The 15328-nt window shown below is 70.4% G+C and carries 13 protein-coding genes and 1 tRNA gene; 5 read left to right on the top strand and 9 right to left on the bottom strand.

The genetic code is table 11. The features are described from left to right. Positions 1 to 88: 88 nt before the first annotated feature. From gltX to IFT36_RS11070, 3 genes are all read left to right on the top strand, one after another. Complete coding sequence (gene gltX / locus IFT36_RS11080) at positions 89 to 1579, top strand: glutamate--tRNA ligase (RefSeq protein ID WP_200413139.1); 1491 nt, start codon at positions 89 to 91, stop codon at positions 1577 to 1579. Further along, positions 1576 to 2511: an NAD(P)/FAD-dependent oxidoreductase gene (locus IFT36_RS11075; protein ID WP_200413138.1), complete on the top strand. Its 936-nt coding sequence runs from the start codon at positions 1576 to 1578 to the stop codon at positions 2509 to 2511. The genes gltX and IFT36_RS11075 overlap by 4 nt, the downstream gene beginning before the upstream one ends. Before the next feature lie 54 nt (positions 2512 to 2565). After that, positions 2566 to 2637: transfer RNA gene (locus IFT36_RS11070), tRNA-Gln, on the top strand. Positions 2638 to 2787: 150 nt separating this feature from the next. Here the strand turns inward: IFT36_RS11070 and IFT36_RS11065 are convergent. From IFT36_RS11065 to IFT36_RS11045, 5 genes are all read right to left on the bottom strand, one after another. Continuing rightward, positions 2788 to 3894 (bottom strand): acyltransferase family protein, encoded by a 1107-nt coding sequence (locus IFT36_RS11065; protein WP_200413137.1) that lies wholly within the window; start codon positions 3892 to 3894, stop codon positions 2788 to 2790. A gap of 105 nt (positions 3895 to 3999) precedes the next feature. Continuing rightward, complete coding sequence (gene purL, locus IFT36_RS11060) at positions 4000 to 6315, bottom strand: phosphoribosylformylglycinamidine synthase subunit PurL (protein ID WP_200413140.1); 2316 nt, start codon at positions 6313 to 6315, stop codon at positions 4000 to 4002. 35 nt (positions 6316 to 6350) lie between these two features. Next, a complete protein-coding gene (gene purQ / locus IFT36_RS11055; protein ID WP_054144901.1) occupies positions 6351 to 7046 on the bottom strand; it encodes a phosphoribosylformylglycinamidine synthase subunit PurQ in 696 nt (231 codons plus the stop codon). Continuing rightward, positions 7046 to 7309: a phosphoribosylformylglycinamidine synthase subunit PurS gene (gene purS / locus IFT36_RS11050; protein ID WP_043597439.1), complete on the bottom strand. Its 264-nt coding sequence runs from the start codon at positions 7307 to 7309 to the stop codon at positions 7046 to 7048. Before purS ends, purQ begins: the two co-directional genes overlap by 1 nt. A gap of 284 nt (positions 7310 to 7593) precedes the next feature. Further along, positions 7594 to 8928: an acyltransferase family protein gene (locus tag IFT36_RS11045; protein WP_200413136.1), complete on the bottom strand. Its 1335-nt coding sequence runs from the start codon at positions 8926 to 8928 to the stop codon at positions 7594 to 7596. A gap of 130 nt (positions 8929 to 9058) precedes the next feature. On the opposite strand from IFT36_RS11045, the gene IFT36_RS11040 reads away from it, so the two are divergent. Together IFT36_RS11040 and IFT36_RS11035 are read left to right on the top strand one after the other, a co-directional pair. After that, the gene (locus IFT36_RS11040) at positions 9059 to 9562 is read left to right on the top strand and encodes a Fur family transcriptional regulator (RefSeq protein WP_200413135.1); all 504 of its coding nucleotides are present in this window, start codon (positions 9059 to 9061) and stop codon (positions 9560 to 9562) included. Positions 9563 to 9615: 53 nt separating this feature from the next. Next, complete coding sequence (locus IFT36_RS11035; protein WP_056049517.1) at positions 9616 to 11118, top strand: catalase; 1503 nt, start codon at positions 9616 to 9618, stop codon at positions 11116 to 11118. Positions 11119 to 11219: 101 nt separating this feature from the next. On the opposite strand, the gene IFT36_RS11030 is transcribed toward IFT36_RS11035, so the two are convergent. The 4 genes from IFT36_RS11030 to purD form a co-directional block, all read right to left on the bottom strand. Continuing rightward, a complete protein-coding gene (locus IFT36_RS11030; protein ID WP_200413134.1) occupies positions 11220 to 11789 on the bottom strand; it encodes a GNAT family N-acetyltransferase in 570 nt (189 codons plus the stop codon). Positions 11790 to 11875: 86 nt separating this feature from the next. Further along, positions 11876 to 12790, bottom strand: a complete 915-nt coding sequence (locus IFT36_RS11025) for a VOC family protein (protein ID WP_249407978.1) — start codon at positions 12788 to 12790, stop codon at positions 11876 to 11878. Between the two features lie 214 nt (positions 12791 to 13004). Next, positions 13005 to 13952 carry a phosphoribosylaminoimidazolesuccinocarboxamide synthase gene (locus IFT36_RS11020; RefSeq protein WP_056049511.1) on the bottom strand — a complete coding sequence of 316 codons (948 nt, stop codon included), beginning with the start codon at positions 13950 to 13952 and terminating at the stop codon, positions 13005 to 13007. Then, a complete protein-coding gene (gene purD, locus IFT36_RS11015) occupies positions 13949 to 15217 on the bottom strand; it encodes a phosphoribosylamine--glycine ligase (RefSeq protein WP_200413133.1) in 1269 nt (422 codons plus the stop codon). Before purD ends, IFT36_RS11020 begins: the two co-directional genes overlap by 4 nt. Between the last annotated feature and the right edge of the window lie 111 nt (positions 15218 to 15328).

The raw sequence follows: 15328 nt of genomic DNA, 5'->3' as shown, positions 1-15328 counted from the left end.
ACGAAACACCAGAAAGGCCCCTTCTTCGGAAGGGGCCTTTCTGCGTTTAACGCTGACCCACCCACCAACCCCGGTAAGATCGTCAGCGATGTCAGCTCCCTTCTCCACCGCCACCGGCACCGACGTGCGCGTGCGGTTCTGCCCCTCGCCCACCGGAACGCCGCATGTCGGCCTCATCCGCACCGCCCTCTTCAACTGGGCCTACGCCCGGCACACGGGTGGCAAGCTCGTGTTCCGCATCGAAGACACCGATGCGGCCCGAGACAGCGAAGAGAGCTACGAGCAGATCCTCGACGGGCTTCGTTGGCTCAACATCGACTGGGACGAGGGCATCGACGCAGGTGGGCCTCATGGCCCCTACCGTCAGTCTCAGCGCCACGACATCTATCGCGGGGTCATCGATCAGCTGCTGGAGCGGGGGCTTCTCTACGAGAGCTTCGCCACGGGTGAAGAGATCGAAGCTCGCAACATCGCCAACGGTCGCGACCCCAAGCAGGGTTACGACAACTTCGAGCGTGAGCTGAGCGACGAACAACGTGCGGCGTTCCGAGCCGAGGGGCGTCAGCCGGCACTCCGGTTGCGAGTGCCCGACCGCGACCTCAGCTTCGACGACCTCGTCCGTGGTGAGATCACGTTCCCGGCGGGATCGTTCAGCGACTTCGTCGTCGTCCGACCGAACGGGGTGCCTCTCTACACTTTCGTGAACCCGCTGGACGATGCTCTGATGGGCATCACCCACGTCCTGCGCGGTGAGGACCTCCTCTCGTCCACTCCCCGCCAGATCGCCCTCTACGAGGCGCTGGTCGAGCTCGGCATCACCACGTTCGTCCCTCGGTTCGGCCATCTGCCCTATGTCATGGGTGACGGCAACAAGAAGCTCTCGAAGCGCGATCCCGAGTCCAACCTGTTCCACCACCGAGACCGCGGCTTCATCCCCGAGGGCCTCGTCAACTACCTGGCGCTTTTGGGGTGGTCTTTGACTCACGATCGGGACGTGTTCTCGATCGACGAGATGGTCGCGGCGTTCGACGTGGTCGACGTGAACCCGAACCCCGCGCGATTCGACGTGAAGAAGGCCGAGTCGATCAACGGCGACCACATCCGACTGCTGTCCGTCGGGGACTTCACCGAGCGATTGCTGCCCTACCTCGACGGGGTCGTCAGCATTCCGCCGACGGAGGCCGAGCGTGCCGTGCTCGTTCAGGCAGCGCCTCTCGTCCAAGAACGCATGACCCTCCTGTCCGAGGCTCGTGGCATGCTCGGCTTCTTGTTCGTCGCCGACGACGACCTTGTCCACGAGGATGACGCGCTGGCCTCGCTGGGCGAGCGGTCCACCGAGGTGCTGCGCGCCTCCTCGGCTGCCCTCGAGGGCCTGGCCGACTGGACGCACGAGTCGATCCAGGCGGTCCTCAAGGAGGCGCTCGTCGACGGACTCGGCCTCAAGCCCCGCGTGGCCTATGGCCCGTTGCGGGTGGCGCTGTCCGGGCGTCGCGTGAGTCCGCCGTTGTTCGAGTCGATGGAGATCCTCGGCCGCGAGTCGACCCTTGCCCGACTCTCGGCTCTCGCCGACCGCTCATGACCGAGCGCTACGACGTCGCTGTCATCGGGGGCGGCCCCGCAGGGTTGAGCGCCGCGCTCAACCTCGTCCGCGCCCGCCGACGCGTCGTGCTGATCGACAGCAACCGGCCGCGGAACTCCGCCACGCTGCTCTCGCACGGGTACCTCACCCGCGACGGCATCTCGCCGCTCGAGCTCCGCAAGCTCGGACGCGACGAGTTCCTGGGGTACGAGGGAGCCGAACACCGGCAGACCCTGGCGACGAACGTCGTCCCGGTCGACGGCGGGTTCGAGATCTCGTGCGCGTTCCGTGGGCAGGAGTCGTCCGCGCTGGCAGGGACCGTGCTGGTGACGACGGGTCTGAGCGAGACCCTGCCTGAGATCGCCCAACTCCGGGCGTTCTACGGCACGTACGTCCACAGCTGCATCGAGTGCGACGGGTACGACAAGCGTGACCAGCCACTCGCCCTGATCGGTGAGCACCCCGACCTCGTCGACCGCGCCCTGTTGCTCTCGCAGTGGACCGACGACCTCATCGTCTTCACGCACGGTTCGGACGTGGTGACCTCGGCGGACGAGGCTGCGTTGGCCGCCCGGGGGATCACCGTGGATCGTCGTCGCGTCACGAGCATCGACGGCGATCGTGACGGCATGCGTGGCGTCGTGCTCGAGGACGGCACGGTCGTGCCTCGGGCCGGGGGCTTCGTCCGCCCGGAGTGGTCGGCCGCGCTCGACTACGTCTCGGCGACGGGGGCCGACCTGGACGGCGACGGACTGCTCGTCGTGGACGGCCATGGTCGCACGTCGGTTCCCGGGCTGTACGCCGCCGGCGAGAGCACCGCGCCCGGCCCCCAGCAACTCATCGTTGCCGCCGGCGACGGCGCCCGCGTCGCTGCCGTGATCAACCGGGACCTCATCGGTGGCCTCGAACGCCTGGCAGATGCTGTACAGTAGACGTCGGTCCAGATGATGGGCCGACAGTGATGTAGACCTGACGGTTGTCATCATTGGGGTATGGTGTAATTGGCAACACGACTGATTCTGGTTCAGTTGTTCTTGGTTCGAGTCCAGGTACCCCAGCAATTTGATTCCCCCTGGCCTTGCGGCCCGGGGGAATTGCTGTTCGTGCCTGTCTTGCCGCCTCCGGCGGCGTGTTCGGCTTCGCCGAACGCGATCGTCCCCGCTTCGCGCCTCGGGGAGAGTCGTCGGTGCGCGGTCGGGCGCCAGCAGCTAGGCCGGTTGGGGCTCTTCTGACTCGGAGCCGAGCGGGCGCCGGGGGTCGCGTCCTCGTCGGGCGAGAACCCTGGCGAGGGGGCGCTCGACGCGACGGTGGATGATGAACGACAGGGCCACCAGGAGTGGAACCGACACGGCGACCGACAGCCAGCCGTCGATCCAACCCAGGCGCGCGAAGAGCTCGGGCACGGCCGGGGCCACCAAGGGGTGGAACAGGTAGAGCGCGTACGACGCGGCACCGCCGGTGAGGACCCAGGTCGGCGTCACGCGGCGAAGGGGACCTTCGGCCAGCACCGTCGCCGCGACGACGGCCGTGACGCCCGCGAATCGGGCTGGTGCGTTGCGCCCGAAGCCCCCGTCGCCGGCGGATGTGGCGAGCACGACCGCCAGGGCCACCAGGGAGACCGCGAGCACGGCCCACAACCAGCCACGGCGAGCGGGACGCGTCAGCTCGGCGATCACCATGCCGATGAGGAAGAACAGGACGATGGGGTCGAAATAGACCGCCCATGCCGGGCGAGCGGCGTCGAAGGCCCACCACAGCGCCGAGCAACTGACGAGCACCGCTCCGACGGTGGGCAGGACTCTGACCCTGAGGGCCAGGCACAAGGTCACGAGGGCGTAGAACGCACACTCGAAGACGAGGGTCCAGCCGACGCCGAGGACGGGTTCGATGTTGCCTTCGGCGTTGCGGGTCGGGATGAAGAAGTACGACGCGAGCGTGTTGGCCGGCTCGAGGGTGGCGTGCAGCACGGCCGAAGGGACGAGTACCAACGTCAGCACCTTGAGGGTCGTCGCGAGCCAGTAGAGCGGGACGATGCGATCGAGTCGGCGACGCGCAAAGGTCGCCCAGGCCCGCGGTGTGCCCTCCAGGCGACGAACGGAGTGCATCATGACGAAGCCGCTGATCGCGAAGAAGACGTCAACCCCGACCGATCCGTAGCTCCACGGGCGGAACGAGGGGTCGAGCCGTTCGTGGGCGTAGAACACGGTGTGGGTGACGACCACCAGGAGGGCCGCCACGAACCGGAGGCCCTGGATGCCCGAGAAGTGCTCGCGATCGCGGAAGGGTCCAGCGGGGGACAGGGGCGGGGTCTGCACATGAGACATTTTACATGCGAATAATCCGAGGCTCAGGGCTTGCCTCGCAAGACACCGGAGGCCCTCACCTGTGGTGAGGGCCTTCGGTGCCATGCCGGATGGTGACTAGTCGCCGATGGTGGCTCCGAAGCGGGCCGGCAGAGTGCCACGGTGGGTGCTGCGCAGCTCGTCGATGGACACCGTGAAGACGTCCTGTACCTCGAGCGACCCCGACTCGCCGTCGGTGACGCCGATGCGGGCCACCGGGTAGCCGCGGCCCTCACAGAGGCCGCGGAAGCGGACGTCGTCCTCGCGGGGCACCGAGACGATCACGCGACCGGTCGACTCGCTGAAGAGCGCGGTCGCGACGTCGATGCCGTCCCGCTCGATGATCTCACCCAGCCAGACGCGAGCACCGACTCCGAAGCGCAGCACGGCCTCGGCCAACGCCTGTGCCAGGCCGCCGTCGCTCAGGTCGTGGGCCGCCGCGATCAACGACTGGTCGCCACCTGCGTGCAGGAGCTGCGCGAGCTGCGCCTCGGCCGCGAGGTCGACCGCCGGCGGTCGACCGCCGAGGTGGTCGTGGACCACGCCGGCCCAGGCCGATCCGTCGAGCTCGAGCGCCGTGGTGCCGAGCAGGTAGATGTTGTCGCCTTCGTCCTGCCAGCCGGACGGGATGCGCTTGGCGACGTCGTCGATCACGCCGAGGACGCCCACCACGGGTGTGGGGTGGATCGGACGTGTGCCGGTCTGGTTGTAGAACGACACGTTGCCGCCCGTGACGGGGATCTCGAGCTCGAGGCAGCCGTCGGCCAGGCCCTCGACGGCCTGCGAGAACTGCCACATGACCTCGGGGTCCTCGGGGCTGCCGAAGTTCAGGCAGTCGGTCACGGCGGCGGGCACGGCACCGGTCACGGCGACGTTGCGGTACGCCTCGGCCAGCGCCAGGCGAGCACCCTGCTTGGGATCGAGCTGGCAGTAGCGCCCGTTGGCGTCGGTCGCGATCGCGAAGCCGAGACCGGTCTCTTCGTCGACTCGGATCATGCCTCCGTCGTCGGGGAAGCTGAGCGCGGTGTTGCCCAGCACGTAGGTGTCGTACTGGTTCGTGACCCAGCTCTTGTCGGCCAGGTTGGGCGAGCCGAGCAGTTCGAGGAACTGCTCGCGAAGGACGGCGTTGCCCGTGGGGCGGGGCAGCGACGAGGCGCTGTCGGCCTGCAGGGCGTCGATCCAGGTAGGGTAGGCGACGGGGCGCTCATACACCGGGCCGTCGACGGCGACCGTGCGGGGCTCGACGTTGACGATCTCTTCGCCGTGCCAGTTGATGACGAGACGGCCGGTGTCGGTGACCTCGCCGAGCACGCTCGTCTCGACGTCCCACTTCGCCACGACCGCGAGGAACGCGTCGAGCTTCTCGGGACGCACGACGGCCATCATGCGTTCTTGGCTCTCGCTCATCAGGATCTCTTCGGCGGTGAGCGACGGGTCGCGCAGCAGGACGTTGTCGAGTTCGATGAACATGCCGCCGTCGCCGTTCGAGGCGAGCTCGGACGTGGCGCAGCTGATGCCGGCTGCACCGAGGTCTTGGATGCCCTCGACCAGTTCGTCGCGGAACAGCTCGAGGCAGCACTCGATGAGCACCTTCTCGGCGAACGGGTCGCCGACCTGGACGGCAGGACGCTTGGTGGGCCCGCCGGACGAGAACGTGTCGGAGGCGAGGATGGAGGCGCCGCCGATGCCGTCACCGCCGGTGCGCGCACCGAACAGGACCACCTTGTTGCCGACGCCCCGGGCGTTGGCCAGGTGGAGGTCTTCGTGGCGCAGGACGCCCACGGCCAGTGCGTTGACCAGGGGATTGCCCTGGTAGACGGCGTCGAAGTAGGTCTCGCCGCCGATGTTGGGCAGGCCGAGGCAGTTGGCGTAGAAGCTGATGCCACCGACGACGCCGTCGACCACGCGGGCCGTGTCCGCCGCGTCGATGTCGCCGAAGCGCAGCTGGTCCATGACCGCGACGGGGCGGGCACCCATCGAGATGATGTCGCGGACGATGCCGCCCACGCCGGTGGCCGCCCCCTGGAACGGCTCGATGTAGCTCGGGTGGTTGTGCGACTCGACCTTGAAGGTGACGGCCCAGCCGCCCCCCACGTCGACCACTCCGGCGTTCTCGCCCATGCCGACCATCAGGTTCTTCTTCATGGCGGGCGAGACCTTCTGGCCGAACTGCCGGAGGTAGATCTTGCTCGACTTGTAGGAGCAGTGCTCGCTCCACATGACCGAGTACATGGCGAGCTCACCGCTCGTGGGGCGACGCCCCAGGATCTCGCGGATCTTCGCGTACTCGTCGGCCTTCAGGCCGAGGGCGCCGTAGGGCTGCTCGCGATCGGGCGTCGCCGCGGCGTTCGCCACGGTGTCGGGCACGTGACCCTCGGAGCGGACGTCGATCATCTCGGCGTCGTGCGGGGCGCGGTCGGTCTGGTCGGTCACTTGGCGAGGGCCCTCTCGAGAACGGACGTGAAGAAGGTCAGGCCGTCGACGCCGCTCGACATCGCGGCGGGGGTGTCGGGGCCGAAGCCCTCTTCGACGGCGTGCTCGGGGTGCGGCATGAGGCCGACGACGTTGCCGCGCGCATTGGTGACGCCGGCGATGTCGTCCATCGACCCGTTCGGGTTCACGCCGACGTAGCGGAAGGCGACCTGCCCCTCGCCCTCGATGCGCTTGATGGTCTCGGCGTCGGCGATGAAGCGCCCGTCCGCGTTCTTGAGGGGGATGGTGATCTCTTGCCCCTCGGTGAAGCCGTTCGTCCAGTCGGTGCGGGCGTTCTCGACGACGAGACGCTGGTCGCGGCGGATGAACTGCTGGTGCGCGTTGCGAGTGTGCGCCCCCGGGATCAGGCGGGCCTCGGCGAGCATCTGGAAGCCGTTGCAGATGCCGAGGACGGGCATGCCCGCGTTCGCGGCGTCGACCACGTCGGCCATGATCGGCGAGAAGGAGGCGATCGCGCCGGCACGCAGGTAGTCGCCGTAGCTGAAGCCGCCGGGCAGGATGATCGCCTCGACGCCCTTCAGGTCGTGGTCGCCGTGCCAGAGGGCGACGGGCTCGCCGCCCGCGAGTCGGACCGCGCGCTGCGCGTCACGGTCGTCGAGGGAGCCTGGGAAGGTGACGACGCCGACGCGCATCAGAGGGCGGCGGGAGCGTCGGCGACGGTGATCGAGACGACGTCCTCGATGACCGAGTTCGAGAACATGTCGTCGGCGAGCTCGCGGACGTCCGCGAGGACGGCGTCGGTCACCTCGCCCTCGACCGTGACCTCGAAGCGCTTGCCGATGCGGACGTCGGTGAACGCCCCTTTGCCGAGACGGGAGAGGGCACCGGCGACGGCCTTGCCCTGGGGGTCGAGCAGTTCAGCCTTGGGCATGACCTCGACGACGATTGTGGGCACTGGTTTACTCCTACAGAGGCGTCAACGGGTGGACGCGACGAGTCTACGGCAGCCGCGCGCGCCTCCTGGTGGTGCCGTCGTCGTGGAGGCATCGGCCGTCGCGGCGATGGTCAGCGGAATGCGAGCCACCTGTCAGCCGGATCATTGGTTCGCGCCGCAGGGTGTTCTCAGCGGACAGAGCGCGGGCCTCGTGATCGGGCCTTCTGTTCCGCGTCCGGTCCCGGGGTTCCTGATCCGCCCCGAGACCGCCGGACGCCCGGCCGAACCCCCCGTCGGCCGGGCGTCTACCCCGTGTGGGCTGCGTCCGCGGGCCTGTCGGCGGTGGCCCGCGGGGCGGACTCCGGGTCGACGTCGGGGCGCGACCGGCCGAGCAGCCAGACGGCCAGGGGCAGGCAGATCGCGCCCGCGATCGCGTTGCGCAGGTCGAGGCCCTCGTGCATCACGTCGAACGGCGGCCCGATGGCGAGCACCGCCGCCACCCCGATCGACCACCAGGAGGCGCGGCGCCGCCCCTCGGCGAACGCTCGCGGCGGCAGCTCGAACCGGGCGGTCGCCAGCGAGACCAGGCAGGTCAGCCCGATGACGAGGGCCCAGATCGGGAGGCGCGTCCACCACCAGGTGGCGGTCGAGGGTTGGGGGAGCGGCCCGCCCACGGCCAAGAGGACCCCGAGCACGGCGATCAACAGCGGGAGGTGCCAGAGGTAGATGGTCATGCCGCGGCTGCCGACGGCGAACACGACGGCGCGGGCCGCCGACGTGGACATGAGACGCGCCAGGGCGGGGTGCACGAGCGACAGGACGCAGATCTGCGCCACCCCGAGCACCATGAGCGGCACCGTCGGCGGGTTGAGGTTGCTCAGCATGTCGTCCGACCACGGCCCGGCCGTCGTCAGCGGGACCAGCGAGGCGTACGCCACGACGGCGACGACGAGCAGCACGGCCCGAGGGGTCCGACGGAACAGCCCGTCGGCGTAGGCGAAGCCGAGCTGCTGCACGAAGAGCCACACGAAGGCGAGGTTGAGGAGGCCGACGGCCGTGACGCCGGTGCCGTACCGCACCGCGTCGACCAGGACCGCGGCGACCACCAGGACGAACAGCGTCGCCCACGGGCGGGTCGTGTGCAGCCGGGCCATCACCGGCACGAGCAGCTGCGTGATGCCGTAGGCGGCGAGGAACCAGAACGGGGAGCCCACACCGGTCGCCACGACGTCGAGCAGTTCGGGATCGGCACCGAGCAGGGTCGCGACGGCGAGGGCGATCGCGAGGACGACGAAGACCGCGCTCGCGGGCCGGGCGAGGCGCAGGAGGCGACCGCGGACGAAGTCGCCGGCGTCGGCGCCGCGGCGCCGTGCCCCGGCCCAGGCCGTGGCGCTGGCGAACCCGCCCACCACGAAGAAGAGCGGCATGATCTGCCCGGCCCACGTCGAGAGCGGGAACCAGGACTGCTCTTGCAGGGGACGGTTCGCCACGACGGCGCCCGTCGCGTCGACGGCGACACCGACCATCATCACGTGGATCGCGACGACCAGCAGGACGCAGAAGACGCGGGCGAGATCCACCACGAGGTCGCGGCCCGGGGGGACGACGACGGACGGCGGTGTCGGGGCGGCGGTGCTCATGTCGACGACGGTAGCGACCCGTGGCCGCTCGGGTGTGGTTGTCCACAGGTGCGGCGCGCCGAACCAGGGAACGTCCTCCGAGGTGGCCCGGATTGTTTTGATCTGATCAAAAGAGTGGTTCACTTGATGCATGACCCATCCGACCGACGACCCCCGCGAGGCACTGCGCTCCGCCGGGTTGCGCGTGACCGAGCCCCGGCTCGCCGTGTTGCGCGCCCTCGAGCCGTCGCCCCACGCGGCCGCCGAGCAGGTCTTCGCCCGGGTCGCCCTCGACCTGCCCGGCACGTCGGTGCAGGCGGTCTACGGCGTCCTCAACGCGCTGACCGGTGCCGGGCTGGTGCGTCGCATCGAACCCGCGGGCTCGGCAGCGCTCTACGAGCTGAGGACGGGTGACAACCACCACCACGTGGTCTGCGGGGTGTGCGGCTCGGTCGCCGACGTGGACTGCGTCGTCGGCCACGCCCCCTGCCTCACCCCCTCGCACGACTCGGGGTACCTCGTGCAGACCGCCGAGGTGACCTTCTGGGGCCTGTGCCCGGCCTGCCGGGCGGCCGAGTCCGAGGGTGGGGAGGGCGACGAGCCGACCCGCGCCTCCTCGTCCGACCGCGTGGACGCGACCGTCCCGGCGGCCTGACCGGCCCGCCCCCTGATCTCACACGACGACGAACCACGAACGAAAGAGGACACATGACCGACGCCAAGAAGATCACCACCACCGACAACGGCGCCCCCGCCGCCAGCGACGAGTTCTCGCAGTCGGTCGGCGCCGACGGCCCGATCGTCCTGCACGACCACAAGCTGGTCGAGAAGCTCGCCAACTTCAACCGCGAGAAGGTGCCCGAGCGCATCGTCCACGCCAAGGGCGGCGGCGCCTTCGGCACGTTCGTCACGACGGCCGACGTCTCGCGCTACACCCGCGCCGCGCTCTTCCAGCCCGGTGTCGAGACCGAGATGCTCGCCCGCTTCTCGACCGTCGCCGGCGAACAGGGCAGCCCCGACACGTGGCGCGACCCCCGTGGCTTCGCGCTGAAGTTCTACACGAGCGAGGGCAACTACGACCTCGTGGGCAACAACACGCCCGTCTTCTTCATCCGCGACGGCATCAAGTTCCCCGACTTCATCCACTCGCAGAAGCGCCTGCCCGGCTCGCACCTGCGCGACCACGACATGCAGTGGGACTTCTGGACGCTCTCGCCCGAGTCGGCGCACCAGGTCACCTGGCTGATGGGCGACCGCGGCCTCCCCGCCTCGTGGCGCAACATGGACGGCTTCGGTTCGCACACCTACCAGTGGATCAACGCCGAGGGCGAGCGCTTCTGGGTCAAGTACCACTTCAAGACGAACCAGGGCAACAAGATCCTCACGCAGGACGACGCCGACCGCATCGCGGGAGAGGACGCCGACTTCCACATCCGCGACCTCTCCGAGGCCATCGACCGCGGCGACTTCCCCACCTGGACGCTGTCGGTGCAGGTCATGCCCTACGACGAGGCGGCCACGTACCGCTTCAACCCGTTCGACCTGACGAAGGTGTGGCCGCACGCGGACTACCCGCTCATCGAGGTCGGCACCATGACGCTGAACCGCAACCCCGAGAACTACTTCGCGCAGATCGAGCAGGCCGCGTTCGCCCCGTCGAACTTCGTCCCCGGCATCGCGACCAGCCCCGACAAGATGCTGCTCGCCCGCATCTTCAGCTACGCGGACGCCCACCGCTACCGCATCGGCGTCAACCACCAGCAGCTGCCGGTGAACACGCCCAAGACCGAGGTGCACTCGTACTCGAAGGACGGTGCCGCGCGCTACCACTTCAGCGAGGCGACGGCGCCGGTCTACGCACCGAACTCGGTCGGCGGTCCCGCGGCGGACCCGCAGGCCGCCGGTGACACCGGTGGCTGGGAGAGCGACGGCGAGCTCGTCCGCTCGTCCGTGACGTTGCACCCCGAGGACGACGACTTCGGCCAGGCCGGCACGCTCGTCCGCGAGGTGCTCGACGACGAGGAGCGCGACCGCCTGGTGCAGAACATCGTGGGCCACGTCTCGAAGGTCACCCAGCCCGCCCTGCGCGAGCGGGTCTACGAGTACTGGACCAACGTCGACCCCACCCTGGGCCTGCGCGTCCGCAAGGGCGTCGAGCCCGAGGCTCCCGGTTCGAACGAGGACCCGGCCGAGGTCGGCGTCCCGGCGTAGCCACGAGTCGCGACAGACCGCAGGAGGCGCGGTGACCGTTCGTCGGTCACCGCGCCTCCTCGGCGTCTCCGGGCTTCGCGCGGTCTCGAGTGCCGCGCGGGTCAGACCATCTGGCCGTTCCAGTGCAGCTCGCCCTGCGGCCAGTCGGCGAGGGTGCGCGTGCCCTCGCGGAGCAGCCAGCCGTGGTCCTGGGTGACCAGCACGCCGGCGCCGTCGGCGCTGAACGCCGTGTAGTGCGCCGTGAGACCGTCGAGCGGCAGCCACCCGCCGCGTCGGTAGAAGCCCTGGACGTCGTCCCCGGTCTCGAGCACGCCGAAGCCGCTGTCGAGCGACGTCAGCGCCGCGTCCACCCGGCGCAACAGCTCGCCCCCGAGGCCGGTGCCCTGGACGGCCGGTGAGACCGCGACCATGCCCACCGCGGTGACGAGCAGGTCGGCGTCGCCGACGGTGACGAACTGACGTCGCAGACCGGCGTGCGCGACCACGACGTCGCCCTGACGCGCGACGACCCGCAGCTCGGGTTGCATGCCCGCCCAGCTGCGAGCCCCGGCGTACCAGTGGTCGTAGCTCGGGAAGGCCCGGGCGAGCATCGCCGCGACGGCCTCGTGGTCGTCGAGCGTGAGGTCGCCCTCGGGGGGCGTGGAGAAGGTGGGGGAGTCGGCTGCAGGCATGCTCACCACCGTAGCCATCGGCGTCGCCGAGGGAGCCGCGCCAGCGGCTCTGCGACGCCAGCGCCGAGGGAGCCTGCGACCGAGGGCTAGGCCGACTGCGGTCGGACGGTCACCTGGAGCTGGTTCGACCAGGGATCGTCGAACCCGAGCACACGCCCGTCGTCGCGGGTGGCGACGCCGTGGTGCCCGAGGCGCTCGCCGAGGGCGCCCAGGTCGTCGGCCGTCGGCACCTCGATGCGCACCAGGCCGAGGCCCAGCGCCAGCTGACGGCGCCCGGCGCCGGCGCTGTTCCAGGTGTTCATCGCCATGTGGTGGTGGTAGCCGCCCGCGCTGACGAACAGTGCCTGCGGCCCGAAGCGCGTCGTCGTCTCGAAGCCGAGCTGCTCGACGTAGAACCGGTGGGCCGACTCGACGTCGCCCACGCTCAGGTGGACGTGGCCGACCGTGGCGGGACGGGACGCCGAGCCGGCCAGCGCCTCCTCGGTGACGTTCTGCTGCACGAACGCGTTCGGGTCGAGGGCGAGGGTGGCCATGTCGACCTGGCCGTGGGTCCAGGACCACTCGCTGCGGCTGCGGTCCCAGTAGAGCTCGATGCCGTTGCCCTCGGGATCGGTGAAGTAGAACGCCTTGCTGACGAGGTGGTCCGCACTGCCGGTGAACGTGCCGGGGTGACGGGTCGCGACGCTGTAGACGGCGGCGGCGAGGTCGGCCTCGGTCTCGAACAGGATCGCCGTGTGGAAGAGGCCGGCGTCACGCGGCCCGGCGTGCTTCAACTCGGGAGCGTGCTCGAGGATGACGATCGGGGTCGCCCCTCGACCGAGCACCACGCGGCCCACGGCCGGCTCGGCGGTCAGCACCGTGAGGGTGACCGCGTCGCGGTAGTACGCGGTCATCGCGTCGAGGTCGGCGACCCGCAGGGTGACGGCTCCCATGCCGGTGTCGGCGGCGAGCAGGTCGGACGAGGAGGCGCGCGTCGCGTCGGTCGCGGAGGTGTCGGTCATGGGGGCCCCAGGTCTGGTCGGGTGGTCACCGGGTCGGTGACGTGTCATCGACAGGAACCGGCCGCTCGGGCCGGGCATTCCCGACCGACGGCGCACCGCGTTCCGTGCACGTCACCGGATCTCGATGCGGTGCAGTGCACGAAACGCGGTGTGGGGCCCGGGTCGGGCCCCGGGATGCGCCCCGGTGCGTGGGCCCCGGGGCATGTGGCCCGGGTCAGCGGGCGGTCAGACGCTCGATCAGTTCGCGGTAGCGGGCGGAGGTGCGCGCGACGATGTCGTCGGGCAAGGCGGGGGCTTCGCCCGTGCCGTCCCAGTGCGCGGAGAGCCAGTCGCGGACGATCTGCTTGTCGAAGCTCTGGGTGCGGTCGCCCGAGGCGTCGACCTCGGCGTCCCAGAAGCGACTGCTGTCGCTCGTGAGGACCTCGTCGCCCAGGGTGATCTCGCCCGTGGCCCGGTCGGCGCCGAACTCGAACTTCGTGTCGGCGAGGACGACCCCCCGGGCCTCGGCCACGTCCGACGCCAGGCGGTAGATCTCGAGCGACCGGTCGCGCAGGGCCGCCGCGGTCTCGGCCCCCACGAGTTCGACGGTGCGCTCGAACGAGATGTTCTCGTCATGCTCGCCGAGCGGAGCCTTGTACGCCGGGGTGTAGATCGGTTCGGGCAACCGGTCGCCGTTCGACAGCCCCTCGGGCAGCGGGATGCCGCAGACGGTGCCGTGCTCGCGGTACTCGGCCCAGCCGCTGCCGACCAGGTACCCGCGGACGACGCACTCGACGGGGAACATGTCGAGCGGCTTCACGAGCATGGCGCGGTCCCGGACCTGCGCGGGCAGCGAGACGGAGGCGGTGGTCGGGTCGACGAGGTGGTTGGGCACGGTGGTGAGCTGGGCGAACCACCAGAGGCTGAGCTGCGTCAGCAGGGCGCCCTTGCCCGGGATGCCGGGCTCGAGCACGTGGTCGAAGGCGCTGACCCGATCGCTCGCGACGACGAGCACGTACTCGGTGTCGGCGAGGGTGGCGGCGTCGCCGACCGAGCCGGCGACCGGTGCCGGGACGTAGAGGTCGCGGACCTTGCCCGAGTACACCGGCGTCCACCCGTCGAGGTGGCGAGGGGCGGCGTCGAGGCCGGAGGCGGAGGGCGTCGTGCCGTCCGGGGCGGTCATCGGGCGACCCGCTCGGCGATGTCGTGGCGGTACTGGCCGCCCTCGAGCTCGATGCGGGAGAGGGCCTCGTAGACGCGACCCCGGGCCTCGGTGAAGTCGGCCCCCTCGGCGACGACGCTGAGCACGCGCCCTCCGGTGGCGATGAGCTGGTCGTCGAGGCGAGCCGTCGCGGCGTGCGCGACGTGGACCCCGGCGACGGCGGTCGCGTCGTCGAGACCCCGCAGCGGGCGACCGCTCACGGCGCCTTCGGGGTAGCCCTCGCTCGCGAGGACCACGGTCACCGCGACGTCGGACGAGAACCGCGGCGACTCGTGGTTGCCCAGCGATCCGGTCGCCGCGGCGAGCAGCAGCCCGCTGAGCGGCGTGACCAGACGGGGCAGGACGACCTGCGTCTCGGGGTCGCCGAACCGGGCGTTGAACTCGATGACGCGGACGCCCCGCTCGGTGAGGATGAGCCCGGCGTAGAGGAGGCCGATGAACGGCGTGCCCTCGGACTCGAGCTGCCGCACCGTCGGGGTGGCGATGGCGTCGAGCACCTCGTCGACGAAGTCCTTCTCGCTGCCGAAGCGGTCGGCGAGCCAAGGCAGCGGCGAGTAGGCACCCATGCCCCCGGTGTTGGGCCCGGCGTCGCCGTCGAGCAGGCGCTTGTAGTCCTGCGCGGGGCTGAGCGGCACGACCGTGTGGCCGTCGCTGAGGAAGAACAGGGAGACCTCGGGACCCTCGAGGAACTCCTCGACGAGGACGGGCCCGTGCTGCAGCCAGTAGGTGGTGTGCTCGACCGCCGCGTCGCGGTCGTCGGTGACGAGGACGCCCTTGCCGGCCGCCAGCCCGTCGGCCTTGACGACGTACGGGGAGCCGAAGTCGTCGAGCACGCCGAGGGCCTCGTCGAGGGTGCCCACGCGCGTGGCCCGCCCGGTCGGTACGCCGGCTTCGTCCATGATGCGTTTCGCGAAGGTCTTGCTGCCCTCGAGCGCCGCGGCTTTCTTGCCCGGCCCGAAGACCGGGATGCCCCGGGTGCGGAGGGCGTCGGCGACACCGGCGACGAGCGGTGCCTCGGGACCGACGACGACCAGCTCGACGTCGTTCTCGAGGGCGTACTCGGTGACGACGGCGCCGTTCGACGGGTCGAGGTGCACGATGCCGACCTGGTCGGCGATGCCCGCGTTGCCGGGGGCCGCGGTGATCTCGTGGCCCGCGTCTTCGCGCAGCAGGGCGGTGATGATGGCGTGCTCGCGAGCACCGGAACCGAGGACGAGGATTCGCACGCGCCACAGCCTACCGAGGGCGTGCTGCGATGCCGAGTCCGTCGCCCGGGCCGGGGAGGGCTGGCGCGGGCGGGCCGGGCCGGGCCGGGCCGGGCGGGCCGGAGCGGGGCG

Origin of the sequence: Frigoribacterium sp. CFBP 13605, from assembly GCF_014839405.1 — a bacterium.
In the GTDB taxonomy this organism is placed as follows: domain Bacteria; phylum Actinomycetota; class Actinomycetes; order Actinomycetales; family Microbacteriaceae; genus Frigoribacterium.
This window is presented reverse-complemented; position numbering and strand designations above follow the sequence as displayed.

Coding starts and splice junctions, on each gene's coding strand:
- purQ (WP_054144901.1), bottom strand. CDS start 7,046: ATGCGCGTCGGCGTCGTCACCTTCCCAGGCTCCCTCGACGACCGTGAC.
- IFT36_RS11045 (WP_200413136.1), bottom strand. CDS start 8,928: ATGAGCACCGCCGCCCCGACACCGCCGTCCGTCGTCGTCCCCCCGGGC.
- IFT36_RS11040 (WP_200413135.1), top strand. CDS start 9,059: ATGACCCATCCGACCGACGACCCCCGCGAGGCACTGCGCTCCGCCGGG.
- IFT36_RS11075 (WP_200413138.1), top strand. CDS start 1,576: ATGACCGAGCGCTACGACGTCGCTGTCATCGGGGGCGGCCCCGCAGGG.
- IFT36_RS11030 (WP_200413134.1), bottom strand. CDS start 11,789: ATGCCTGCAGCCGACTCCCCCACCTTCTCCACGCCCCCCGAGGGCGAC.
- IFT36_RS11025 (WP_249407978.1), bottom strand. CDS start 12,790: ATGACCGACACCTCCGCGACCGACGCGACGCGCGCCTCCTCGTCCGAC.
- IFT36_RS11020 (WP_056049511.1), bottom strand. CDS start 13,952: ATGACCGCCCCGGACGGCACGACGCCCTCCGCCTCCGGCCTCGACGCC.
- gltX (WP_200413139.1), top strand. CDS start 89: ATGTCAGCTCCCTTCTCCACCGCCACCGGCACCGACGTGCGCGTGCGG.
- IFT36_RS11035 (WP_056049517.1), top strand. CDS start 9,616: ATGACCGACGCCAAGAAGATCACCACCACCGACAACGGCGCCCCCGCC.
- purL (WP_200413140.1), bottom strand. CDS start 6,315: ATGATCGACGTCCGCTCCGAGGGTCACGTGCCCGACACCGTGGCGAAC.